Below are 23,964 nucleotides of genomic sequence, written 5' to 3'. Positions count from 1 at the left end.
CCGCCCTCACTCCGGGGGGTGCCGTTCGGTGTGTCAGCAGGGTGTGTCCTGCCCGAACGGCCCATCGAATCGCTGTCATTACCGGTGCTGACAGGCTGTCGGTCGGAGTACGATCCGCGCATCGGTTCATGCCCCGAGAGCCCCGAAGACACAGATGTCACGGAGGAACAATGCAGCCGACCGCCACGGTCCTGGTCTACAGCGACGACGCCAACACCCGCGAGCAGGTGAGGCTGGCCGCCGGTCGCAGGCCTGCGGCGGACGTGCCACCGGTGGAGTTCGTGGAGTGCGCCACGCTGCCGGCCGTCCTGACGGCGCTGGACAACGGAGGCATCGATGTCTGCGTGCTGGACGGCGAGACGGCCCCTGCGGGCGGCATGGGCGTCTGCCGGCAGATCAAGGACGAGATCTTCCACTGCCCGCCGGTGCTGCTGCTCATCGGGCGCCCGCAGGACGCCTGGCTCGCCACCTGGAGCCGCGCGGACGCCGCGGTGACCCTGCCGGTCGAGCCGGTCGAGTTCGCGGACGCCCTGGCCGCCCTGCTGCGCAGCAGGCTCTGCGTGCAGTCCTGAGTCCTGCCGCGGCCCGGTCCGCGGCTGCGCCGCGGACCGGGCCGCGTCACGTCCCTCCGAGGGGCGGTGCACTCCCCCGGCCGGTCAGACCTCGGGGCGCAGCCGCGCCGCCTGGACGGTGTCCGTGGGCGCCGCGGTGGCGTTGAGCGCGCTGCCCTGCTGCCATTTCGCCCAGGACAGGTTCCAGTCGCCGTAGCCGTTGTCGAACGGCGTCATCGTCGGGCCATGACTGCCCACCACGTCGACGATGTCGCCCTCGCGCACGGTGTTGAAGAACCACTGGGCCTGGGTGTTGCTCATGCCCGTACAGCCGTGGCTGACGTTCTCGTACCCCTGTGAGCCGACGGACCAGGGGGCCGCGTGCACGTACTCACCGCTCCAGGTGACGCGGGTCGCGTAGTAGACCAGCAGGTCGTACCCGTCGCTGGAGTCGCTCGAGATACCGATGGTCTCCCCGCGCATGCGTACGGAGTACTCCTTGCTCAGCACGACCTTGACGCCGTTGCGGGTGTCGAAGCCGGGCTTTCCGGTGGTCACCGGAATGGTGTTGATCACTTTCCCGTTGCGCTTGACCGTCATGGTGTGCGCGGCGGCGTCGGTGATGGCCTCGACGCGGTCCCCGGTGGTGATCTTCAACGCTTTCGTGGGGCCCCCGTACAACCCCTTGGCGACCCTGATGCCCGCCATGTTGCTGCTGACCTCGATGCTGGCCCGGGCGGGCCAGTACTCCTGCGGGCGGTAGTGCAGGATCTTGTCGTCGACCCAGTACCAGGAGCCGGTCACGGCGGGCGTGGAGCGGACCCGCAGGGAGCGTTCCACGGTGGCCCGGGCCGCCTTGTCCTTGACCGGGGCGCTGAGTTCGGCCGTGATGGGCTGTCCGACGCCGTAGGTGCCCGCGTGCGGGCCGAAGGTGACCGTCAGGAGCTTCTTTGCCGGGGCCGTCTCGAAGGAGAGCGTACGGCTGCCTGGGGCGCCGTCGTCGTCCTCGACGCTGACCTTCACGTTGTAGCGGGTACCGGCCGCGAGCGGGACGGTGGAGTGCCAACGCAGGCCGTCGGCCGCGAGCTCGCCCTGGAGATGATGCCCGGCGGTGTCCACGGCGGTCACGTCGGTGATCCTGCCGTCGTCACCCGTTGCGGTGACTTCGAGGGGCTTGTCCGGGTCGGCCTTCTCGTTGCCCTTGGGGACGTTGGAGGAGATCTCGTCCGCCGCGTCGTACGGCTGCTCGGCGAGCGGATGGCCATCTGGCCCGCCACAGGCGGCCGCCCCTGCAACCAGGGTCATGGCCAGCAGCGTGCAGCTCACTACGGGGCGGATGCGCGGCGTGTTCATGATCCCAACGCTAAGAAGATTCATCAGTTTCAGCGCGCGGGATGACGCCAAACGGGGGACCCCCGCTTCTCGGGTGAGAAGTGCGGGCCCCCCGTCAGGTGGAGCGGTGCTACGTGTGGAGCGGTGTCACTGGGTGCGGTTCTCACCGCGGTAGTACTCGAAGACCCAGCCGAACAGACCGATCAGGATGACCGGGACCGAGAAGTAGAGCAGCCACCATCCGAAGATGACGCCCATGAAGGCGAGGGCGCCGCCGACGGCCAGCGAGAGCGGCTGCCAGCTGTGCGGGGAGAAGAACCCCACCTCGCCGGCCTCGTCCGCGACATCGGCTTCCTTGTTGTCCTGAGCCATCGCGTCGACCCGCTGCGCCGTGAAGGCCAGGTAGAAGCCGATCATGACGCTCAGGCCGAAGGCCAGGACGAGCGCGGTGGTACCGGCCGGCTCCTTCGACCACACGCCATAGGTCACCGCCATGGCGAGGATGAAGACGCTCAGCCAGAGGAACATCTTGCCCTGGATCTTCACTTGCCGGCCTCCTTGCCACCTGCGAGGGCCTTGTCAGCCTCGGAGTGGTGCTCCAGCTGCTCGAGCGCCGCGATCTCCGGGTGGTGCAGGTCGAACGCCGGGGATTCGGAACGGATCCGCGGCAGGGTGAGGAAGTTGTGCCGCGGCGGCGGGCAGGAGGTCGCCCACTCCAGTGAACGGCCGTAGCCCCACGGGTCGTCGACCTCGACCTTCTTGCCGTACTTGGCCGTCTTCCACACGTTGTAGAGGAACGGCAGGATCGACAGGCCGAGCAGGAACGAGGAGATCGTCGAGATCGTGTTCAGCGCGGTGAAGCCGTCGGCGGCGAGGTAGTCCGCGTAACGACGCGGCATGCCCTCCGCACCCAGCCAGTGCTGGACGAGGAACGTGCCGTGGAAGCCGATGAACAGCGTCCAGAAGGTGATCTTGCCGAGGCGCTCGTCCAGCATCTTGCCGGTGAACTTCGGCCACCAGAAGTGGAATCCGGCGAACATCGCGAAGACCACGGTGCCGAAGACGACGTAGTGGAAGTGCGCGACGACGAAGTACGAGTCCGAGACGTGGAAGTCCAGCGGGGGCGACGCCAGGATGACACCGGTCAGACCACCGAAGGTGAAGGTGACCAGGAAGCCGATCGTCCACAGCATCGGTGTCTCGAAGGACAGCGATCCCTTCCACATGGTGCCGATCCAGTTGAAGAACTTCACACCGGTCGGGACCGCGATGAGGAACGTCATGAACGAGAAGAACGGCAGCAGCACACCGCCGGTGACGTACATGTGGTGCGCCCACACGGTCACCGAGAGGCCCGCGATGGCGATCGTCGCGCTGATCAGACCGATGTACCCGAACATCGGCTTCCGGCTGAACACGGGGATCACTTCGGAGATGATTCCGAAGAATGGCAACGCGATGATGTACACCTCTGGATGGCCGAAGAACCAGAAGAGGTGTTGCCAGAGCAGTGCGCCGCCGTTGGCCGCGTCGAAGACATGCGCCCCGAACTTGCGGTCCGCCTCCAGCGCGAAGAGCGCGGCGGCGAGCACCGGGAAGGCCAGCAGGACCAGCACACCGGTCAGCAGGACGTTCCACACGAAGATCGGCATCCGGAACATCGTCATGCCGGGTGCGCGCATGCAGATGATCGTGGTGATGAAGTTGACCGAACCGAGGATCGTGCCGAAGCCGGAGAAGGCCAGACCCATGATCCACATGTCGGCGCCGACACCCGGCGAACGGACCGCGTCCGAGAGCGGGGAGTAGGCGAACCAGCCGAAGTCGGCCGCACCCTGCGGGGTGAGGAAGCCGGCCACCGCGATGATCGAGCCGAAGAGGTACAGCCAGTACGCGAACATGTTCAGCCGCGGGAACGCCACATCGGGCGCGCCGATCTGCAGCGGCATGATCCAGTTCGCGAATCCGGCGAACAGCGGCGTCGCGAACATCAGCAGCATGATCGTGCCGTGCATCGTGAACGCCTGGTTGAACTGCTCGTTCGACATGATCTGCGTGCCGGGACGGGCCAGCTCGGCGCGCATGAAGAGCGCCAGCAGACCGCCGATGCAGAAGAACGCGAACGACGTGACCAGGTACATCGTGCCGATCGTCTTGTGGTCAGTGGTGGTCAGCCACTTGATGACGACGTTTCCCGGCTGATTGCGCCGGACCGGCAGCTCGTCCTCGTACGAGTCGTCTGCTGCCGCGGCACCCTGAGGTTCGTTGAGGATGCTCACAGTTTGTTCGTCTCCGCATTCCTGGCCGGGTTCGTCTGCTCGATACCGGCCGGCACGTAGCCCGTCTGGCCCTTCTTGGCCAGCTCCTTGAGGTGCGCCTGGTAGCGCTCCGGGGAGACGACCTTGACGTTGAAGAGCATCCGGGAGTGGTCGACGCCGCAGAGCTCGGCGCACTTGCCCAGGAAGGTGCCCTCCTGATTGGGAGTCACCTCGAAGGAGTTGGTGTGGCCCGGAATGACGTCCTGCTTCATGAGGAACGGCACCACCCAGAAGGAGTGGATGACGTCACGCGAAGTCAGGATGAAGCGGACCTTCTCACCCTTGGGCAGCCACAGAGTGGGACCCGGGTTGCCGGTCTGCGGGTTCCTGGTGCCCGGGATGCCGACGTCGTAGACGCCGTCCGCACCCTTGGGGAACTGCTTACGGAACCGGTCGGGGATGGCGTCGAGCTCCTTGGGGATCTCGTTGCCCGTGGCGGTCGAGCCGTCCACGTTCTCGATGTAGTTGAAGCCCCAGCTCCACTGGTAGCCGACCACGTTGACGGTGTGGGTGGGCTTCGCCGAGAGCGAGAGGAGCTTCGATTCATCGCGCGCGGTGAAGTAGAACAACACCGAGACGATGATGAGGGGGACCACGGTGTACAGCGCCTCGATGGGCATGTTGTACCGGGTCTGCGGAGGAACCTCCACCTTGGTGCGGCTGCGCCGGTGGAAGATGATGCTCCACAGGATCAGGCCCCAGACCAGCACACCCGTGGCGAGCGCTGCCGCCCACGAGCCCTGCCAGAGGGAAAGGATCCGTGGTGCCTCTTCCGTTACCGGTGTGGGCATACCAAGGCGGGGAAAGTCCTTGTATGTGCAACCGGTGGCGGTCGCCAGGATCAGGCCCGCAGTCAGCACCTGCGGCAGCTTCCGCCGCATCGGGCGCCGCGACGAGCGGTCGGAGCCGTTGGGACTCACGTAGCGCCTTCCCGAGAGTCTCGCCCGCGCGGTCGGCGCGGCCGTCTCGCTGGTCGGTCGCCGCCCTGACGCGGGCAGGGGTTTGGATGTTTATGCGGACCAAACCCTACTGGACGCTATTTGGGGTCGCGCGGGGAGGGTGCCCAACGCGCCGCCCGACTCCCCGAAGGGGTGGAATCCGGGCCTCCGACCGCCATCTGACGGGCCCTCGCCCGGGTGGGCGGGCCACCGGTCCCGGGGCGGCGGCGGGCGCGCGTTAGCGTGGCGGTGTGCCCTACTTCGACACCGCATCCTCCGCCCCCCTGCACCCCGTGGCCCGCCAGGCGCTGCTTGCCGCACTGGACGAGGGCTGGGCTGACCCGGCCCGGCTGTACCGCGAGGGACGGCGGGCCCGGCTGCTGCTGGACGCGGCCCGGGAGGCCGCCGCCGAGACCGTGGGGTGCCGCCCCGACGAACTCACTTTCACTCCTTCGGGGACCGCGGCGGTGCATTCGGGCATCTCCGGGGCGCTCGCCGGGCGTCGGCGTGTCGGCCGTCATCTGGTGGTCTCCGCGGTCGAACACTCGTCGGTGCTCCATTCGGCCGCCGCCCACGAGACGCAGGGCGGCACGTTCACCGAGGTGCCGGTGGACCGGGCGGGGGCGGTGAGCCCGGCGGCGTACGGCGAGGCCCTGCGCGCGGACACCGCGCTGGCCTGCCTCCAGTCCGCCAACCACGAGGTCGGCACGGTGCAGCCGGTTCCCGAGGTCGCGGAGCTCTGCCGGGCGGCGGGCGTACCGCTGCTGGTGGACGCCGCGCAGTCGCTGGGCTGGGGTCCGGTGCCGAGCGGCTGGTCGCTGCTGGCGGCGAGCGCCCACAAGTGGGGCGGGCCGTCGGGGGTGGGGGTGCTCGCCGTGCGCAAGGGGGTCCGTTTCGCGCCCCAAGGCCCCGCGGACGAAAGGGAGTCGGGGCGGGCGGCCGGTTTCGAGAACATCCCCGCGATCGTGGCCGCGGCGGCGTCGCTGCGGGCGGTCCGGGCCGAGGCGGAGGCGGAGTCCGCACGGCTGCGGGGGCTGGTGGAGCTGATCCGGGCGCAGGTTCCGGCGCTGGTGCCCGAGGTGGAGGTGGTCGGTGATCCGGTGCGGCGGCTGCCGCACCTGGTGACCTTCTCCTGTCTCTATGTGGACGGGGAGACCCTGCTCCATGAACTGGACCGCGAGGGATTCGCCGTATCGTCCGGTTCGTCCTGCACGAGCAGCACGCTGACGCCGAGCCATGTGCTCAAGGCGATGGGGGTGCTGTCGGAGGGGAACGTCCGGGTGTCCCTGCCGGCCGGCACCACGCAGGAGGACGTCGAACGTTTCCTCCGGGTGCTGCCGGGCTCGGTGGCAGGGGTGCGGGAGAAGCTGGGCGCGCCCGCCGCCGCCTCCCCCTCCCCCGCCGTCGGCGCCTCGCTGGTGGTCGACGCACTGGGCAGGCGGTGCCCGATCCCGGTGATCGAACTCGCCAAGGTGATCGGAGAGGTACCGGTGGGCGGGACGGTGACCGTGCTCTCCGACGACGAGGCGGCACGGCTGGACATCCCGGCGTGGTGCACGATGCGCGGGCAGGAGTACGTGGGTGAGGAGCCGGCGGACCGGGGCTCGGCCTATGTGGTCCGCCGGCTGTCCTGACCTACGACAGGTGCGCGCGGACCTCGGTGGCGGCGTCGTGGCCGTACGCCTTGGTGAAGCGGTCCATGAAGTGGGCGCGGCGCAGGGTGTACTCCTGCGTGCCGACCGTCTCGATGACCAGCGTGGCGAGCATGCAGCCGACCTGGGCGGCCCGCTCCAGGCCGACGCCCCAGACGAGACCGGAGAGGAATCCGGCCCGGAAGGCGTCGCCCACGCCGGTCGGATCGGCCTTCAGCTCCTCCTCCGGGCAGCCGACCTCGATCGGCTCCTGGCCGGCCCGCTCGATCCGCACGCCGCGGGCACCGAGTGTGGTGACGCGGTGGCCGACCCTGGCGAGGATCTCCTCGTCGGTCCAGCCGGTCTTGGACTCGATGAGCCCCTTCTCGTACTCGTTGGAGAAGAGGTACGTGGCACCGTCGAGGAGGATGCGGATCTCGTCGCCGTCCATCCGGGCGATCTGCTGCGAGAAGTCGGCGGCGAACGGGATGCCCCGGGAGCGGCACTCCTCGGTGTGGCGGAGCATCGCCTCGGGGTCGTCGGCGCCGATCGAGACGAGGTCGAGCCCGCCCACACGGTCGGCGACGGCCTTCAGCTCGATCAGCCGGGCCTCACTCATCGCACCCGTGTAGAAGGAGCCGATCTGGTTGTGGTCGGCGTCCGTCGTGCAGACGAAACGGGCGGTGTGCAGGACCTCGGAGATCCGGACCGAGCCGGTGTCGACGCCGTGGCGGTCGAGCCAGGCGCGGTACTCATCGAAGTCGGCACCGGCGGCGCCGACCAGGATCGGGCCGGTGCCGAGCATGCCCATGCCGAAGCAGATGTTGGCGGCGACACCGCCCCGGCGTACATCGAGGTTGTCGACCAGGAAGGAGAGCGAGACCGTGTGCAGCTGATCGGCGACCAGCTGGTCGGCGAAACGGCCCGGGAAGGTCATGAGGTGATCGGTGGCGATGGAGCCGGTGACTGCGATGCGCACGGGGAGACTGCTCCTGCGGAAGTCGAGGGGAACGGATGGCTGCGCTCCCGGGACGGCGTGACATTCCACGCTACCCGTTCGTCGCACGCGCCCTGAAGGGTAAAAACTACCCGATAGTAGGGCTTTTCTCCTGAGGCTTGCGGTGCTTACGGTGCGGTATGCCGAACAACATCGCTCCCCGTGAGTCCGAGATCAGCCTGGCCGAGCTGCGCGGCGACTGCGCGCGGATGGCTCCGCACTGGGTGGTACCCGCCAAGGACGCTCCCATCCCTGTGGCGCCGTCGCTGATTCACGGCGTGACCGTGCCGGCGGCGTCCGCACGGCTGATCGACGCCATGGCGGAGTACGGCGACTGAGACGGGCGGCCGCTCGCCCCGGATGTCCCCCGGATGCCCCATGGGGGAACCGACTGCTGCCGCACCCCGTCCCATCACCGTCGCCCCCGCTCGCGGGAGAGGCGATGACCGTGCGACGGTCACGGTGACGGCTACGCAGTCGAAGGAGCGATCCGGTGGACACCGAGCGACCCGACAACGACGTGACCCGCCCCCGGCGTCGGCGGTCGCCGCTGGCCGTGGCCTCTGTGGCGGCGGCCGTGCTGCTGGCCGGGGGTGGCGGCGCGTACTGGGCGGCCACCGCGGCGGACGGTGAGAGCAGCCCGCCGGGCGGCAGGGGCGACGCCCCTCCGCTGCTCGTACTCGACGAGACACCCGGCGGCCCGGACAGCCGGACGACACCCCCCGAGGGCATCGCCGTGGGCGAGCCCGATCCCAGTGGTGGCAGCGTCTTCTACCGCGCGGCCGGCAAGCTGCCCGACGGACCGGCCGAGGCCGCGGTCCACCGCGCGCACGGCACCGTCTCGGCGGCGGAGGTGGCCCGGCTGGCGAAGGCGCTGGGCGTGGCAGGCACACCACAGGCCGAGGGCACGACCTGGAAGGTGGGATCCGACGGGGACGGCACGGGCCCGGTCCTGCGGGTGAACAAGCAGGCACCAGGCACCTGGACCTTCGCCCGGTACGGCTCCGGCGGGACGGACAGCTGCGAGAGTGCGACGGTGTGTTCGAGCAAGGACATGGCGCCGGGCGGCACGCGGTCGCCGGTCGGCGAGAAGGCGGCGAAGGCCGCCGCAGCGCCCGTACTGAAGGCGGTCGGCCAGGACGACGCGGCCCTCGACGCCCGCCAACTGATGGGCTCGGTACGGGTGGTGAACGCGGACCCCGTGGTCGACGGGCTGCCCACATACGGCTGGGCGACCGGGATCCAGGTAGGGGCCGACGGTGAAGTGACCGGCGGCAGCGGGCAGTTGAAGGGGTTGACGAAGGGCGCCGAGTATCCGGTGGTCAGCGCGGGCGACGCGCTGAACCAGCTGAACAAGGCCGCCCGGGCGGCCACCGCGCGGAGCAATGTCGGCGGGTGCGCCACACCCGTACCGCTGGAGGAGGGCGAGTTGAAGTCGCCGGGCAACAGCTGCGGTGCGCGGACCGGGGCGGAGCCCGCGACAACGACCGTGATGGTCGACAAGGCGGTGTTCGGCCTCGCGATGCGATACGTGGACGGCGAGCAGACACTCGTACCGTCGTGGCTGTTCTCGGTGCATCCGGCCGCAGGCGGGACCGGCAGCACGATCGCTCAGCTCGCGGTGGACCCGGACTCGCTGGCGAACCCCTCGAGGACCCCGGATCCGGAGAGGACGCCGGGCCCGGGCGACGCCGCACGGTCCCAGCGGCCGCTCCTGTCGTACAGCGCCGACGGTCGGACACTGGACGTCACGTTCTGGGGCGGGGTGTGCAGCACGTACGCGGCGAGCGCGACCGAGAGCGCTGACGCGGTGCGGGTGACGATCACCGAGTCGCTCCCCGAGCCGAAGAAGGTCTGCATCATGATCGCCAAGAAGCTGACGCGGACGGTGACGCTGGACGCGCCGCTGGGCGACCGGAAGGTGCTCGACTCGGCGGGCGGCGTGGTGCCGCGCGGCTAGGGCCTTTCGTTCGGATCAGGCTGGATCAGGGAGCGGCCCGCCGCGGAACGGCTGATGTCATCGTGGTGCGTGCAGCTGCAAGGCGGAGGAAGGAGCCCACGCGGAGCGCATGCGGTATCCCCTGCTCGAGCGAAGCCGAGAGCTGGGGGAGGACCGACGACAACGCGGCAGATGCGCGTGCCCGACCCCGCGAGCCCAGCATGATTCAAACGAGAGGCCCCAGGCCGCACGCACGACGAAAGGCGGCGGCCCCCGGGAGTCCCGGGGGCCGCCGCCTTCTTCAGGCACTGCTGCCCGAAACAGCCTTCGCGACTCAGCTGAAGGAGTCGCCACAGGCGCAGGAGCCCGTGGCGTTCGGGTTGTCGATCGTGAAGCCCTGCTTCTCGATGGTGTCGACGAAGTCGATGGAGGCGCCGCCCAGGTACGGAGCGCTCATCCGGTCGGTGACGACCTTCACACCGCCGAAGTCCTTCACGACATCGCCGTCGAGCGAACGCTCGTCGAAGAAGAGCTGGTAGCGCAGGCCCGAGCAACCGCCGGGCTGGACGGCGACGCGCAGCGCCAGGTCGTCACGGCCTTCCTGCTCCAGCAGGCCCTTGACCTTGGCTGCGGCGGCGTCGGACAGGAGGATGCCGTCGCTCACGGTGGTGGTCTCGTCCGATACGGACATCTGCTTCTCTCCCGGGTTGTACGGACTGCTTGCCGACGTTGCAACCGTGCGGGCCGCGGATTCATTCCGGACCAGGCGCTCGTCTGTTCCTTTCATGCTCGCACATCGCACCGGCGAGGGGATGCGTCACATCGACGCTATCGGTGTCGTCAAAGTGACGTAAAGCAGATATGATAGATAGCGTCAAATAGACGAAAAGGCTCACCGGCGCAAGCCCTGCTCCACTGGAGCGGACCGCGCTGACCGCAGAACAGAAAGGGTGCGTGACGTGACCACCGCCCAACCGCTGGATGTCCAGCCGACGCCCCTCGCCCTGCTGCTCCTCGGCCGTGAGGCCGACCCGAAGAGCGAGCGCGGCGTCGAGTGTCCTGGCGATCTGCCCTCCCCGTCCGACCCGGACCTGGTGGAGCGCGCCCGCGCGGCCAAGGAGAAGCTCGGGGACAAGGTCTTCGTGCTCGGCCACCACTACCAGCGCGACGAGGTCATCCAGTTCGCGGACGTGACCGGTGACTCGTTCAAGCTCGCCCGCGACGCGGCCGCCCGGCCGGAGGCCGAGTACATCGTCTTCTGCGGTGTGCACTTCATGGCCGAATCTGCGGACATCCTGACCACCGACGACCAGAAGGTCGTGCTGCCGGACCTGGCCGCGGGCTGCTCGATGGCCGACATGGCCACCGCCGAGCAGGTCGCCGAGTGCTGGGACGTGCTGACCGAGGCCGGAGTCGCCGAGCAGGTCGTGCCCGTCTCGTACATGAACTCCTCCGCCGACATCAAGGCCTTCACCGGCCGGCACGGCGGCACGATCTGCACCTCGTCCAATGCGAAGCGGGCCCTGGAGTGGGCCTTCGAGCAGGGCGAGAAGGTGCTCTTCCTCCCCGATCAGCACCTGGGCCGCAACACCGCGGTCCGGGACATGGGGATGACGCTGGAGGACTGCGTCCTCTACAACCCGCACAAGCCCAACGGCGGCCTCACCGCCGAGGAGTTGCGGAACGCGAAGATGATCCTGTGGCGCGGGCACTGCTCGGTGCACGGGCGCTTCTCGGTCGAGTCCGTCAACGATGTGCGCGAGCGCATCCCGGGCGTCAATGTGCTGGTGCACCCGGAGTGCAAGCACGAGGTCGTGGCGGCGGCGGACTACGTCGGCTCGACGGAGTACATCATCAAGGCCCTGGAGGCGGCCCCGGCCGGCTCGAAGTGGGCGATCGGCACCGAACTGAACCTGGTGCGGCGGCTGGCCGACCGGTTCGCGTCGGAGGACAAGGAGGTCGTCTTCCTCGACAAGACGGTGTGCTTCTGCTCCACGATGAACCGGATCGACCTGCCGCACCTGGTGTGGACGCTGGAGTCCCTGGCCGAGGGGAACCTGATCAACCGGATCGAGGTCGACCCGGAGACGGAGAAGTACGCGAAGCTGGCGCTGGAGCGGATGCTGGCGCTGCCGTAGGGCTCTGCGTCTGCGGCGGGGGTTCTCCCCTGCCCGGATCGGCCGGCGACGCACGAAGGCCCCGGCACCGTTGGACGGTGCCGGGGCCTTCGCATGTGCCGCGTTACGCCTTCGCGGGCTCCGGCTCCTCGGAGATGGTCTCCTCCGCCGGGGCGGACAGGCCCGCCTTCTTCGCTCGCTTGACCGCCTTCTTCTTCGCGCGGCGCTCCTTGCGGAGCTCCACCAGCGCGTAGAGCGTCGGCACCAGCAGCAGCGTCAGCAGCGTGGACGTGACCAGGCCGCCGATCACCACGACCGCGAGCGGCTGCGAGATGAACCCGCCCTCGCCGGTGACGCCGAGTGCCATCGGGAGCAGGGCGAAGATGGTCGCGAGCGCGGTCATCAGGATCGGACGGAGCCGGTGGCGGCCACCCTCGATGACTGCTTCGACGATGCCCAGGCCCTGCGCCCGGTACTGGTTGATCAGGTCGATCAGCACGATCGCGTTGGTGACGACGATGCCGATCAGCATCAGCATGCCGATCATCGCCGGTACGCCCATCGGAGTGCCGGTGACGACCAGGAGGCCGATGGCACCCGTTGCCGCGAACGGGATGGAGACCAGCAGGATCAGCGGCTGGACCAGGGACCGGAAGGTCGCGACCAGCAGCATGAAGACGATCGCGATCGCGGCCAGCATCGCCAGACCGAGGTTCACGAACGCGTCGTTCTGGTCCTGGGAGACACCGCCGATGGTGGCCGTGGCGCCGTCCGGCAGGTCCAGGGCGTTGATCTTCGACTGGAGCGAGGCGCTCACCGCGCCGGTGTTGTCACCGGTGGGCCTGGCGGTGATCGTGGCGGCGCGCTGGCCGTCGATCCGCGTCATCGAGACCGGGCCGGGGACCAGCTTCACATCGGCGATCTGCCCCAGCTTGACCGGGCCGAGCGAGAGGTTCTTCAACTCGTCCATCGTGGTGGCCGGGTGGGCGGACTTGATGACGACGTCGCGCTCGGTGTCGTCCATCATCGCCTTGCCGGACGGGGTGCCGCGCACCGCTCCGGCGACGGCGGCGCCGAGCGTGGCCTCGTTGAATCCTGCGGCCGCGGCCTTGGAGTTGGCCTTGACCGAGATGCGCGGGACCGACTGCGCCAGGTCGCTCTGGACGTCGGTGACGTCCTTGAGCCTCGCCACCTCGGCCCGTACCTCTTCGGAGGCCTTCTTCAGAGTCGCGGCGTCCGCGGACTTGACCACGACGCTGAGGTCCTGGCTGCCGAAACCGTCGCCCGCGGCAATGGTGGTCTCACCGATGCCGTCGAGCTTGCCGAGGCCCTCGTCGATGCGCTTCTGGGTGGCGTCGAAGTCGGCCGAGTCCTTCAGGGTGACCTGATAGGAGGCCTGGTTGGCGCCCGTACCGCCGCCGAAGGCCGCCATGAAGCCGGAGGAGCCGACGGTGACCTGGTAGTCCTTGACGCCCTGGTCGCCGTCGAGGAGCTTCTCGACCTTCCGGGCCGCCTCGTCCGCGGCCGCCAGGCTGGTGCCGGGGGCCAGCTCCTGCTTGATGGAGAGGACTTCCTGCTCGCCCTGGTCGAAGAAGTTGGTCTTCAGCAGCGGTGCCATGCCGAAGGTGCCGAAGAGCACCGCGACGGCGATGACGATGCTGGTGACACGGCGCCGGGTCGCGAAGCGCAGCACCGGGACGTACAGCCGCTGGAGCCGGCTGGCTGCTTCCTTCTCCTCGGCCTTGCGACGGGCCTCCTCCGGGTTCTCCGTGCTGCCCTTGGGGGCGCGCAGGAACCAGAACGACAGGACGGGGACCACGGTCAGCGAGACCAGCAGCGAGGCCAGCAGGGCCGCGGTGACGGTGAGGGAGAACGAACCGAACAGCTCGCCGACCATGCCGCCGACCAGACCGATCGGCAGGAAGACGGCGACCGTGGTGAGGGTCGAGGAGGTGACCGCGCCGGCCACTTCCTTCACCGCGGTGATGATCGCGGACTGGCGCTCCTCGCCGTAGCCGAGGTGACGCTTGATGTTCTCCAGCACGACGATCGAGTCGTCGACGACGCGGCCGATCGCGATGGTCAGCGCGCCGAGCGTGAGCATGTTGAGCGACAGGTCGCGGGTCCAGAGCACGATCAGCGCGAGAACCACGGAGAGCGGGATGGAGACCGCGGTGACCAGCGTCGAGCGGAGCGACGCGAGGAAGACCAGGATCACGATGACCGCGAAGAGCAGGCCGAGCGCGCCCTCGGTGGTCAGACCGGAGATCGCCTTGGAGACGGCGGGGCCCTGGTCGGAGACGACAGTCAGTTCGGCGCCGGAGCCGAGGTCCTTGCGGAGGTCCGGGAGCTTGTCCTTGACCGCGTTCGAGATGGCGACGGCGCTGCCGTCCTTGTCCATCGTGGCCATCACGGCGAGGCTCGGCTTGCCGTTCGTCCGGGTGATGGAGACCGCCGAGGCGGGCTCCTGCTTCACCGTGGCGATGTCGCCGACGCGGACCGGCTTGCCGGGCTTGCCGGTGGCCGGGTTCTGACCGGCGACCCGCAGGTCCTCGATCTGCTGCAGCGAGGTGAAGGCTCCGCCGACCTGGACGGTACGGCTCTTGCCCTGCTCGGAGAAGGAACCGGCCGGGACCGTGGCGCCGCCCGCCTGGAGGGCCTGGGCAAGGGATCCGGCGTTCAGACCGGCGGCCGCGAGCTTCTTGTCGTCCGGGGTGACGGAGACCTGGAGGTCCTGGACACCGTTGATGTTGACCTGGCCGACGCCGTCGATGTCCTCGAGAGCGGGGACGACGGTGCGGTCCAGCTGGTCGGCGAGCGCCTGCTGGTCCTTGTCGGAGGTGACGGCGAGGACGACGGTCGGGATGTCGTCCGTCGAACCGGCGATGACCTGCGGGTCGACATCGTCGGGCAGCTGGATGCGGGCGCGGTTGACCGCCTGCTGGATGTCGGCGACCAGCTGCTTCGTGCCCTCGTCGCCGAAGTCGAAGGACGCCATGATGACGGCGTTGCCCTCGCTCGCGGTCGAGGTGACGCCGGTGACGCCGTCGACGGCCTTGATGGTGTTCTCGAGCGGTTCGACGACCTGCTTCTCGACCACGTCGGGCGACGCACCCTGGTAGGGCGCGAGCACCGAGACCATCGGGAGCTCGATGGTGGGCAGCAACTGCTGCTTGAGCTGCGGGATCGCGATCGCTCCGAAGACGAGCGCGACGATCGAGATCAGCCCGATCAGGGCCCTTTGCGCGAGGCTGAATCTGGACAGCCAGGACATGGGTGGGTCTCTCTTCTGTGGCTTACGCGGCAGGTGGGCGGGTGACTCGGGGACAGACCCGGCCCAGATATACGATCGCTCATCCGCCGGGGCGAAAACGTCCGTCCCAGGGTTGCATTCTTCTGCCGCACGTACCGCGGCTGGAGTACGCCGCATCTCCACCCGTTACTCCACCCGGGGTCGCACCAGGCCCGATTCGTACGCAGTGACCACCAATTGCGCCCGGTCGCGGGCGCCCAGTTTCGCCATCGCCCGGTTCACATGGGTCTTGACAGTGAGCGGACTCACCACGAGGCGCTCGGCGATCTCGTCGTTGGAGTGACCGCCCGCGACCAGGACCAGCACTTCGCGTTCCCGCACGGTGAGCGCGCCCAGCCGTGCGGAGTACTCGGCGGCGCTCGGCCCTTCGGGGTCCGAACTGCCGCCCTGCGCAAGGAAGGTGGCGATCAGACCCTTGGTCGCGGCCGGCGAGAGCAGCGCCTCGCCACCCGCGGCGATACGGATGGCATTGAGTAGTTCATCCGGTTCCGCACCCTTGCCGAGGAAGCCGGACGCACCGGCCCGTAGCGCCTGCACCACGTACTCGTCGACCTCGAAGGTCGTGAGCATGACGACGCGTACGAGCGCCAGCTCGGGGTCGGCGCTGATCATCCGGGTCGCGGCGAGCCCGTCCGTGCCCGGCATCCGGATGTCCATCAGCACCACATCGGCGCACGTCGAGCGGGCCAGGGCCACGGCTTCGGCGCCGTCCGCGGCCTCGCCGACCACCTGCATGTCCGGCTCCGAGTCGACCAGTACCCGGAATGCGCTGCGCAACAGCGCCTGGTCGTCGGCGAGCAGGACCCTGATGGGTGGTGGCGTCATGGGCGTTCCCCCGTCCGGCCCGCCGCATCCGGCGTCTCCGGCTCTCCCGGGCGGTCCTTGACCGGCAGGATGGCATGAACCCTGAATCCGCCGCCGTACCGGGGCCCTGCGGTGAGGGTGCCGCCGAGGGCGGTGACGCGTTCACGCATCCCGAGCAGTCCGTGGCCCCCACCGCCGTCGGCGCCCGCGCCCTCGGTCCGGCCCGTGCCGTTGTCGAGAACCGTGACCTCGGCGGTCGCCCCGACCCGTATGACACTCACCTCGGCCTTGGCCCCGGGGCCGGCGTGCTTCTGCACATTGGTCAGCGCCTCCTGGATCACCCGGTACGCGGCCAGGTCGACGGCCGCGGGCAGCGGGGCCAGACGGTCGGCGCAGGCCACCTCGACCGGAAGGCCCGCGCGCCGGACCTTGTCCACCAGTTCACCGAGGACCGCGAGTCCGGGGGCCGGCTCGGTCGGCGCCTCCGGGTCGCCGGACTGGCGCAGCAGCCCCACGGTGGCGCGGAGCTCGTTCAGCGCGGAGCGGCTGGCCTCCCGGACGTGGGCGAGCGCCTCCTTGGCCTGGTCGGGGCGCTTGTCCATGACGTGGGCGGCGACCCCGGCCTGCACATTGACCAGGGCGATGTGGTGGGCGACGACATCGTGCAGATCGCGGGCGATCCGCAACCGCTCCTCGGCGACCCGGCGGCGGGCCTCCTCCTCGCGGGTGCGCTCGGCCCGTTCGGCCCGTTCCCTGATGGCGTCGATGAAGGCCCGCCGGGAGCGGACGGCGTCCCCGGCCGCGCCCGCCATGCCGGTCCAGGCGAAGACCCCCAGGTTCTCCTGGCGGTACCAGGGGGACTCCCCGAAGAACATCGCGGACGCCGTCAGCGCGCCCATGGTCAGCAGGCCGACCCGCCAGGTGGTGGGCCGGTCGGTGCTGGCAGCGACCGTGTACAGCGCGATGACCACGCTCATGACCACCGGGGCGGGCGGGTCGACCAGCACGAACTCGAGGACGGAGAGCGCACCGGTGGCCGCCAGCACCGCCATGGGGTTGCGCCGCCGCACGACGAGCACGGCAGCGCCCAGCACCATCAGGACCACACTGCTCACCTCCGGCGTGCGGGTGCCGAAGCTGGGCCCGTCCGGCGCCTTCGGGTCGGTGAACGACGCGGCGATCATCGCTGCGAGTACGGCCACGGCGAGCGCGCCGTCGAACGCGAGGGGATGCTCGCGAAGCCAGCGCCGCACGCGCTGGAGCCCGGTTCCGAGGGTGGTCACGTCAAGCAACGGTACGGCGTGTCGCGCACGGGAACGGTCCCGCCGTCCCATGGGCCCCACGCATAACGCACCGATCCGGACGTTCCGATCCGGACGTTCCGGTTCCCGGGGCTCCGGGCCCGCGATGGCGGGTCCGGGGTTCCGGACCCGGCGTTCCGGATGGTGTGCCGGCCCGGACAGCACTGTGCCCCGCGGCCGGCGGACCGGACACGGGGCACGGGGGTGCGGATGCTGGAGCAGCCGGCGTCAGCCGGGGATCAGACCGTCGTCGCGGAGCATGTCGCGTACTTCTTCGAGGGTGGCGTCGGGCGACGGCAGGATCAGTTCGGACGGCTCCAGGGAGTCGTCCGGCAAGGGCGTGCCGAGCTCGCGCACCCTGGCGAGGAGCGCGTGGAACGTGGTGCGGAAACCTGCGCCGTCACCGCTCTCCATCTCGGCGAGCAGCTCGTTGTCGAGCTTGTTCAGCTCGGCAAGATGACTGTCGGCCAGCGCCAGCTGGCCCTCCCCCATGATCCGAACGATCATGACGTCCGCCTCACTGCTTGTCGAACTTGTGCGGGGACTGCGACGACTGCTGCTGGGCGGCGTCCTGCGAACCGCCCTCGATGGCCTGCTGCGGGGCGGAGCCGCCGGCCAGTTCGGCCTTCATGCGCTGCAGCTCCAGCTCCACATCCGTACCACCGGAGATCCGGTCCAGCTCTGCGGCGATGTCGTCCTTGGCCGTGCCCGTCGGGTCGTCGAGCGCGCCGGAGGCGAGCAGCTCGTCGATCGCACCGGCGCGTGCCTGCAGCTGCTGGGTCTTGTCCTCGGCCCGCTGGATCGCCAGGCCGACGTCGCCCATCTCCTCGGAGATCCCGGAGAACGCCTCGCCGATCCGGGTCTGCGCCTGGGCGGCGGTGTAGGTGGCCTTGATGGTCTCCTTCTTGGTGCGGAAGGCATCGACCTTGGCCTGCAGCCGCTGGGCCGCGAGAGTGAGCTTCTCCTCCTCGCCCTGCAGCGTCGAGTGCTGCGTCTCCAGGTCGGTGACCTGCTGCTGGAGGGCGGCCCGCCGGGACAGCGCCTCGCGGGCCAGGTCCTCGCGGCCGAGCGCGAGCGCCTTGCGGCCCTGGTCCTCCAGCTTGGACGTCTGGCCCTGCAGCTGGTTCAGCTGCAGCTCCAGGCGCTTGCGCGAGGTCGCCACGTCGGCAACACCGCGGCGCACCTTCTGAAGCAGCTCCAGCTGCTTCTGGTACGAGTAATCGAGGGTCTCGCGCGGATCCTCGGCCCGGTCAAGGGCCTTGTTTGCCTTCGCGCGGAAGATCATCCCCATACGCTTCATGACACCGCTCATGGGCTTCGCGCGCCCCCTTCTGACGGAACTGGGCTCCAGCACTCCAACAGAACCCACAGTACGGGCCCTGTCTCCATTACCGCACTGTCCGAGCAAGGATGGGGTCCTCCCCAAGGACGACTGCCGCCGGTCACAGCTCCGGCCCAGGGAGTAGGTGGCCGTCGGGGAAACCGGTGGCAACGTCCGTTCTGCCCCTGTCGGTACACGTGTGAGGACGCAGGCCGTTGCCGGATCGTTCCCGACCGGCCTGGGGTCCTCGCGACGAACCCCGTACCCTTGGGTTTTGTGTTCCGTAGCCGTTCGAAGGAAGAGAAGGCGTCCACCTCCAAGGTGACGGCCGACCTCTCCACGCAGCCCCGCGACCCGCAGGCCCCCAAAGGTCGCCCCACCCCCAAGCGCAGCGACGCCCAGTCGCAGCGCCGTCGTGCCTCCAGTGGTGCGCCGCTCGACCGCAAGGAGGCCATGAAGCGCCAGCGCGAAGCGCGCCGCGTGGACATGGCCAAGCAGCGCGAGGCGCTCGCCAGTGGCGACGAGCGCTATCTGCCGGCCCGTGACAAGGGTCCGGTGCGGCGCTTCGTCCGCGACTTCGTGGACTCGCGCTTCTGCATCGCGGAGTTCTTCCTGCCCCTCGCGGTGATCATCCTGATCCTCAGCGTGATCCAGGTGCAGAACATCCAGAACATCTCGCTGCTGCTCTGGCTCGGCGTGATCGTGCTGATCGTCATCGACTCGGTCGGTCTCACGTTCCGGCTGAGGAAGCAGCTGAACGAGCGCTTCCCCGATACGCCGAAGCGCGGCGCGATCGCCTACGGCCTGATGCGCACGCTTCAGATGCGTCGCCTCCGTCTGCCGAAGCCGCAGGTCAAGCGCGGAGAGCGGCCCTGAGCACGGAACTCTCCGGCTTGACCGGCATCCCCTCCGGCGGTCTGTCGGCCCGGGGCACCACCGGATTCTCCGGGGCCGCTCCCGTGTGGATCAGGGGGCTCGGCGGACTGCGCAACGTCGTCCGCCAGGAGCTGGTCGCCCGGCAGCTCGACGAGCAGATAGCCGCACGCTTCCCGGTCGGGCAGCGGCTGCGGGTGCTCGATGTGGGCATGGGGCAGGGCACCCAGGCGCTGCGGCTGGCCCGGGCCGGTCACACGGTGACCGGCCTGGAGTCCGACCCCGAGATGCTGCGCGTCGCCCGCGAGGCGCTCGCCGGTGAGCCCGCGGGCATCCGCGAGCGGGTCCGGCTGGTCGAGGGCGAAGGCCTGGAGACCGGGGTGCACTTCCTGCCGGGCAGCTTCGATGTGGTGCTCTGCCACGGCGTGCTGATGTACGTCGCGGAGCCGGACGCGATGCTGGCGGGCCTGGCCCGGATGCTGGCGCCCGGCGGTCTGCTGTCCCTGCTCGTACGGAACGGGGACGCACTGGCCATGCGGGCCGGTGTCGCCGGGGACTGGGACGCGGCGCTGGCCGCGTTCGACACGGACACGTACACCAACCGGCTGGGACTGACCGTCCGGGCCGACCGGCTGGACGCCCTCACCGCGACGCTGGCGGGAATCGCCGCGCCGCTGCACGCCTGGTACGGGGTGCGGATCTTCACCGACCAGGTGAGCAACGACGTGGAACTGCCGGCCGCGGCGGAGCTCGACCGGGTGCTGGCGGCGGAGGACCGGGCCGGCCGGACGGATCCGTACCGCCGGGTGGCTGCACTGCTCCATCTGTGCGGGGTGCGCGGCTAGTCCGCAGGACCGGAGGCTGCAGGCCGCAGGGCAGTCCACCCGATCGGCGGCGCCCAACAGGTCCCCAATAGGATTAAAAGCAACAATCCAGACATGGATGCATCTCACTCCCGCCGTCGTAAGTACCGGTTGCTGCTGGCTCTGGCCGCAGGTCTCTGCGCAACCGCGCTCATGAGCGGCTGCTCCGGCTCGACATCGAAGACGTCGCCGGCCACGAAGTCGAGCACGCAGCAGAGGGCGAACACCCGGGCCGCCGGGGATCTCCAGGCCGAGTACCAGTCCGTCATCAGGGACGTGCTGCCGTCGGTCGTACAGATCGACGCCTCCAACAGTCTCGGCTCGGGCATCGTCTACGACGACAAGGGTCATATCGTCACCAATGCCCATGTGATCGGCGACGAGACCACCTTCAAGGTCACCGTCGCCACCGGCGAGAAGGTACTGAACGCGTCGCTGGTCGCCGCCTATCCGCCGCAGGACCTGGCCGTCATCAAGCTCGACGAGGTGCCGAGCGGCCTGGAGCCGGCCAAGTTCGGCGACTCGGAGAAGGTCGAGGTCGGCCAGATCGTACTGGCGATGGGCTCGCCGCTCGGGCTCTCCAGCAGCGTCACCCAGGGCATCGTGTCGGCGGTCGGCAGAACCGTGAGCGAGAGCCGCGCGGGCGGCGGCACCGGGGCGACCATCGCCAACATGGTGCAGACCTCGGCGGCGATCAACCCGGGCAACAGCGGCGGCGCGCTGGTCAACCTGAACAGTGAGGTGATCGGCATCCCGACGCTGGGTGCGGTGGACCCGCAGATGGGTGACACGGCGGCGCCGGGCATCGGCTTCGCGATCCCCGCCTCGATGGTGACCACGGTGGCCGACCAGATCGTCAAGAACGGCAGGGTCACCGACTCGGGCCGGGCGGCCCTGGACATCACCGGCCGCACGGTCGTCGACGACAACTACCAGCCGGCCGGGGTCGCCCTGGTCACCGTCACCACAGGCGGCGCCGCGGACGACGCGGGGCTGCGGGCCGGCGACATCATCACGAAGATCGACGACACGCAGGTCACGACGATCACCTCGCTGTCGGAGGCACTGGCCGTCGACAAGCCGGGCCAGAAGGTCACGCTGACGTTCCTGCGCGACGGCGTGCAGAAGAAGGCGCAGGTCACCCTGGGCGAGATCTGACCGTCCCGACGCGTACGCACGAGACCCCGGGTGCCGGTGAACGGCACCCGGGGTCTCGGCATGTGACGGGTCAGCCCTGGTCGGCCTGGAGGCTCATCGGACCGTAGATCTTCGTCGTGTCCTCGAACAGCGTCACCTGGTCCGCACCACCGTCGAGGAGCTCCTTCCAGAACTCACCGATCCACGACTCCGCATCGCCCTGGGTCGTGAATTCCTCCGGCTGCAGGGCCGGCTCCGTCTCCGTACCGTCGGACTTCTCGAACCGCCACGTCCACGCCATGTCCGCCTCCTGAGTCCCGTTGCTGCCCGCAGCCTAGTAGCTGAAAGGGCAGGGTTGGTCGCGCAGTCGGCGCGGGGACGCGGGAGTATCAGGAGCGTGGAACTGACTCTGCTCGGCACCGGAGCCCCCGACGGGCTGCCTCGTCCCGATTGTCCGTGCGCCGCCTGCGCCGCCGCCCGCGGGGCGCGGGCGCGGGCCGCGACCGCGTTGCTGGTCGACGATGCGCTGCTGCTCGATCTCACCCCGGGGGCCGTGTTCGCCGCCGCCCGTGCGGGACATTCGCTGACCGGCGTACGGCAGGTCCTGCTCACCCATCCGCACGACGGGCCGGCCGTGGAGCTGCCCGCCGGTCTGCCCGCGGCCGGACGGGTGCCGGACGGGCAGGAGCTGACGCTGATCAGCGGGCACCGGATCCGGGCGGTGCCGATGGACGCCCCGGGAACGGGATACGAGGTGACGGCCCCGGAGGGCGAACGGCTGCTGTACATGCCGCCGGGGGCCGCTCCCGCCGGTCTCGCGGACCGGGTGGCCGTCCCGTACGACATGGTGGTCGGCGATGTGACCGGGCGGCCGGACGCGGTGGCCCGGCTGCGGGCCGTCGAGGCGATCGGGCCCGCCACCGAGGTGATCGCCGTCCATATCGACCACGACGCACCGCCCGGCCCCGAGCTGGACCGGCGACTCGCCGCGTCCGGCGCCCGGACCGTGCCGGACGGGACGACGCTGGTGGTCGGCGAGTACCACGCCGTACCGGACGTGCCGCGGCGCACACTGGTGACGGGCGGTGCTCGGTCCGGGAAGTCGGTGGAGGCCGAGCGGCGTCTCGAGACGTTCCCGGAGGTGGTGTACGTGGCGACCGGCGGTGGCCGGGACGGCGACGAGGAGTGGGCGGCCAGGATCGGGCTGCACCGGGAGCGCAGGCCGGCCGCCTGGCGCACCGAGGAGACGTGCGAGCTGGCGGAGCTGCTGGAGTCGGACGGGCCGCCGCTGCTGATCGACTGCCTGTCCCTGTGGCTGACGGACGCGATGGACCGGGTGGACGCCTGGTCCGACGGGGCATGGGCGAACGGCGGTGAGACGGCGCTGCGCAAGCGGGTCGCCGAGCTGGTCGGCGCGGTGCGCGGCACGCGCCGTACGGTCGTCGCCGTGACCAATGAGGTCGGCTCCGGCGTGGTGCCCGCGACGGCGTCCGGGCGGCGCTTCCGGGACGAGCTGGGACGGCTGAACGCGGCGTTCGCCGACGAGTGCGAGCACGTCCTGCTGGTGGTGGCCGGGCAGACCGTGACACTGCGCGGCTGAGCGACAGGACGACGGAGCGGGAAGGACCGGACATGGCGCGCGTACGACCGATGCTGGAAGGTGTTCCGGAGACTCTGTTGTGGACGCTCTACAACAGGGCGTACGAGGCGGGGCAGCCCTATCCCGTCATCGACGATCCGATGGCGCTGCAGCTGATGGCGGACCTGGACTACCCCTTCGAGGAGCGGTTCGGGCGGCCGAACGCGTTCCACTCGCAGGCGCAGGGGCTGCGCTCGCGCTGTTTCGACCTGGCGGTGCAGGGCTATCTGCGCGGCCGCCCGCAGGCCACCGTGGTCGCGCTCGGCGACGGTCTGGAAACCGGATTCTGGCGGGTCGACAACGGCCGGCTCGACTGGCTGAGTGTGGAGCTGCCGCAGGTCGCCGCGTTGCGGCGGACGCTGCTGCCCGCTTCGGACCGGCTGCGGACGCTGTCCCGTTCGGTGACCGACCTGTCCTGGCTGGACGAGATCGAGGACCCGGCCGGCCGGGGCGTGGCCGTCACGACGCAGGGGCTGCTGATGTACCTGGACCCTGCCGACGTACGGAGGATCCTGGCGGCCTGCGCCGAACGGCTGCCGGGCGGAATGCTCGTCCTGGACTCGATGGCGCGCTGGCTGGCCAAGGGGACGGTGGCCGGGACGTCGAAGGTCGGCTCCATGACCATTCCGCCGATGCGCTGGGCGATGAACCCGGGCGAGCGCAGGAAACTGCGCACCGCGCACCCGAACATCACCGAGGTGCACGCGCTGGGACTGCCGCGGGGGCGGGGTGCGATGGGCGAGCTGATCCGGCTCCAGCATCTGACGCCGGGCCTGCGGACGCTGACGCCCGCGATGACGCTGCTGCGGTTCGGTGCCTGAGCTCCGCCACTGACTGACGGCGTGTCAGAAATGTGGCGGGTACTGTTCCGCAGTGAGCCCGCCGCCGGG

The 23,964-nt window shown here is 69.7% G+C and carries 22 protein-coding genes; 10 read left to right on the top strand and 12 right to left on the bottom strand.

Annotated features, from left to right (window positions below; genetic code table 11):
- Nucleotides 1-170: 170 nt before the first annotated feature.
- Nucleotides 171-572 carry a response regulator transcription factor gene (locus OG878_RS28485; RefSeq protein ID WP_030933587.1) on the top strand — a complete coding sequence of 134 codons (402 nt, stop codon included), beginning with the start codon at nt 171-173 and terminating at the stop codon, nt 570-572.
- An 84-nt stretch (nt 573-656) separates the two neighbouring features.
- On the opposite strand, the gene OG878_RS28480 is transcribed toward OG878_RS28485, so the two are convergent.
- From OG878_RS28480 to ctaC, 4 genes are all read right to left on the bottom strand, one after another.
- Nucleotides 657-1,907, bottom strand: a complete 1,251-nt coding sequence (locus tag OG878_RS28480) for a L,D-transpeptidase (protein ID WP_328891411.1) — start codon at nt 1,905-1,907, stop codon at nt 657-659.
- 123 nt (nt 1,908-2,030) lie between these two features.
- On the bottom strand, nt 2,031-2,429 hold the full coding sequence (locus tag OG878_RS28475) for a cytochrome c oxidase subunit 4 (RefSeq protein ID WP_328889417.1): 399 nt from the start codon (nt 2,427-2,429) through the stop codon (nt 2,031-2,033).
- Nucleotides 2,426-4,162, bottom strand: a complete 1,737-nt coding sequence (gene ctaD / locus OG878_RS28470) for an aa3-type cytochrome oxidase subunit I (protein ID WP_328889416.1) — start codon at nt 4,160-4,162, stop codon at nt 2,426-2,428. Before ctaD ends, OG878_RS28475 begins: the two co-directional genes overlap by 4 nt.
- Complete coding sequence (ctaC, locus tag OG878_RS28465) at nt 4,159-5,121, bottom strand: aa3-type cytochrome oxidase subunit II (RefSeq protein WP_328889415.1); 963 nt, start codon at nt 5,119-5,121, stop codon at nt 4,159-4,161. Before ctaC ends, ctaD begins: the two co-directional genes overlap by 4 nt.
- A gap of 269 nt (nt 5,122-5,390) precedes the next feature.
- On the opposite strand from ctaC, the gene OG878_RS28460 reads away from it, so the two are divergent.
- On the top strand, nt 5,391-6,773 hold the full coding sequence (locus OG878_RS28460) for a cysteine desulfurase/sulfurtransferase TusA family protein (protein WP_328889414.1): 1,383 nt from the start codon (nt 5,391-5,393) through the stop codon (nt 6,771-6,773).
- A 1-nt stretch (nt 6,774) separates the two neighbouring features.
- On the opposite strand, the gene OG878_RS28455 is transcribed toward OG878_RS28460, so the two are convergent.
- Nucleotides 6,775-7,749: a carbohydrate kinase family protein gene (locus tag OG878_RS28455; protein WP_328889413.1), complete on the bottom strand. Its 975-nt coding sequence runs from the start codon at nt 7,747-7,749 to the stop codon at nt 6,775-6,777.
- A 158-nt stretch (nt 7,750-7,907) separates the two neighbouring features.
- Between OG878_RS28455 and OG878_RS28450 the strand changes: the two genes are divergently transcribed.
- On the top strand, nt 7,908-8,105 hold the full coding sequence (locus tag OG878_RS28450; protein ID WP_328889412.1) for a hypothetical protein: 198 nt from the start codon (nt 7,908-7,910) through the stop codon (nt 8,103-8,105).
- Between the two features lie 155 nt (nt 8,106-8,260).
- The gene (locus OG878_RS28445; RefSeq protein ID WP_328889411.1) at nt 8,261-9,727 is read left to right on the top strand and encodes a hypothetical protein; all 1,467 of its coding nucleotides are present in this window, start codon (nt 8,261-8,263) and stop codon (nt 9,725-9,727) included.
- Nucleotides 9,728-10,040: 313 nt separating this feature from the next.
- Here OG878_RS28445 and OG878_RS28440 read toward each other — a convergent pair whose 3' ends face one another.
- On the bottom strand, nt 10,041-10,397 hold the full coding sequence (locus tag OG878_RS28440; protein ID WP_107018256.1) for a HesB/IscA family protein: 357 nt from the start codon (nt 10,395-10,397) through the stop codon (nt 10,041-10,043).
- A gap of 259 nt (nt 10,398-10,656) precedes the next feature.
- Between OG878_RS28440 and nadA the strand changes: the two genes are divergently transcribed.
- A complete protein-coding gene (nadA, locus tag OG878_RS28435; RefSeq protein ID WP_328889410.1) occupies nt 10,657-11,844 on the top strand; it encodes a quinolinate synthase NadA in 1,188 nt (395 codons plus the stop codon).
- Nucleotides 11,845-11,947: 103 nt separating this feature from the next.
- On the opposite strand, the gene OG878_RS28430 is transcribed toward nadA, so the two are convergent.
- The 5 genes from OG878_RS28430 to OG878_RS28410 form a co-directional block, all read right to left on the bottom strand.
- On the bottom strand, nt 11,948-15,097 hold the full coding sequence (locus OG878_RS28430; RefSeq protein WP_328889409.1) for an efflux RND transporter permease subunit: 3,150 nt from the start codon (nt 15,095-15,097) through the stop codon (nt 11,948-11,950).
- Nucleotides 15,098-15,262: 165 nt separating this feature from the next.
- Complete coding sequence (locus OG878_RS28425; RefSeq protein WP_328889408.1) at nt 15,263-15,961, bottom strand: response regulator transcription factor; 699 nt, start codon at nt 15,959-15,961, stop codon at nt 15,263-15,265.
- A complete protein-coding gene (locus OG878_RS28420) occupies nt 15,958-17,223 on the bottom strand; it encodes a sensor histidine kinase (RefSeq protein ID WP_328889407.1) in 1,266 nt (421 codons plus the stop codon). The genes OG878_RS28425 and OG878_RS28420 overlap by 4 nt, the downstream gene beginning before the upstream one ends.
- A gap of 246 nt (nt 17,224-17,469) precedes the next feature.
- On the bottom strand, nt 17,470-17,748 hold the full coding sequence (gene pspAA, locus OG878_RS28415) for a PspA-associated protein PspAA (RefSeq protein ID WP_277325790.1): 279 nt from the start codon (nt 17,746-17,748) through the stop codon (nt 17,470-17,472).
- Nucleotides 17,749-17,758: 10 nt separating this feature from the next.
- Complete coding sequence (locus OG878_RS28410; protein ID WP_030933623.1) at nt 17,759-18,541, bottom strand: PspA/IM30 family protein; 783 nt, start codon at nt 18,539-18,541, stop codon at nt 17,759-17,761.
- Nucleotides 18,542-18,838: 297 nt separating this feature from the next.
- Between OG878_RS28410 and OG878_RS28405 the strand changes: the two genes are divergently transcribed.
- The 3 genes from OG878_RS28405 (at nt 18,839) to OG878_RS28395 (ending at nt 21,456) form a co-directional block, all read left to right on the top strand.
- The gene (locus OG878_RS28405) at nt 18,839-19,438 is read left to right on the top strand and encodes a DUF3043 domain-containing protein (protein ID WP_328889406.1); all 600 of its coding nucleotides are present in this window, start codon (nt 18,839-18,841) and stop codon (nt 19,436-19,438) included.
- A gap of 89 nt (nt 19,439-19,527) precedes the next feature.
- Complete coding sequence (locus tag OG878_RS28400) at nt 19,528-20,280, top strand: class I SAM-dependent methyltransferase (RefSeq protein WP_328891410.1); 753 nt, start codon at nt 19,528-19,530, stop codon at nt 20,278-20,280.
- Nucleotides 20,281-20,373: 93 nt separating this feature from the next.
- A complete protein-coding gene (locus tag OG878_RS28395; protein ID WP_328889405.1) occupies nt 20,374-21,456 on the top strand; it encodes a S1C family serine protease in 1,083 nt (360 codons plus the stop codon).
- A gap of 70 nt (nt 21,457-21,526) precedes the next feature.
- On the opposite strand, the gene OG878_RS28390 is transcribed toward OG878_RS28395, so the two are convergent.
- Nucleotides 21,527-21,736, bottom strand: a complete 210-nt coding sequence (locus OG878_RS28390; protein ID WP_267005548.1) for a hypothetical protein — start codon at nt 21,734-21,736, stop codon at nt 21,527-21,529.
- A 96-nt stretch (nt 21,737-21,832) separates the two neighbouring features.
- Here OG878_RS28390 and OG878_RS28385 point away from each other — a divergent pair, with 96 nt between their 5' ends.
- Both OG878_RS28385 and OG878_RS28380 read left to right on the top strand, forming a co-directional pair.
- Entirely contained in the window at nt 21,833-23,035 is a 1,203-nt protein-coding gene (locus tag OG878_RS28385) for a bifunctional adenosylcobinamide kinase/adenosylcobinamide-phosphate guanylyltransferase (protein WP_328889404.1), read from the top strand.
- A gap of 32 nt (nt 23,036-23,067) precedes the next feature.
- Nucleotides 23,068-23,895: a class I SAM-dependent methyltransferase gene (locus OG878_RS28380; protein ID WP_328889403.1), complete on the top strand. Its 828-nt coding sequence runs from the start codon at nt 23,068-23,070 to the stop codon at nt 23,893-23,895.
- Nucleotides 23,896-23,964 lie beyond the last annotated feature (69 nt).

The organism is Streptomyces sp. NBC_00316 (assembly GCF_036158715.1).
Classification (GTDB): domain Bacteria; phylum Actinomycetota; class Actinomycetes; order Streptomycetales; family Streptomycetaceae; genus Streptomyces.
The sequence above is the reverse complement of the archived record's forward strand: the minus strand, read 5'-3'. Positions and strand labels throughout refer to the sequence as shown.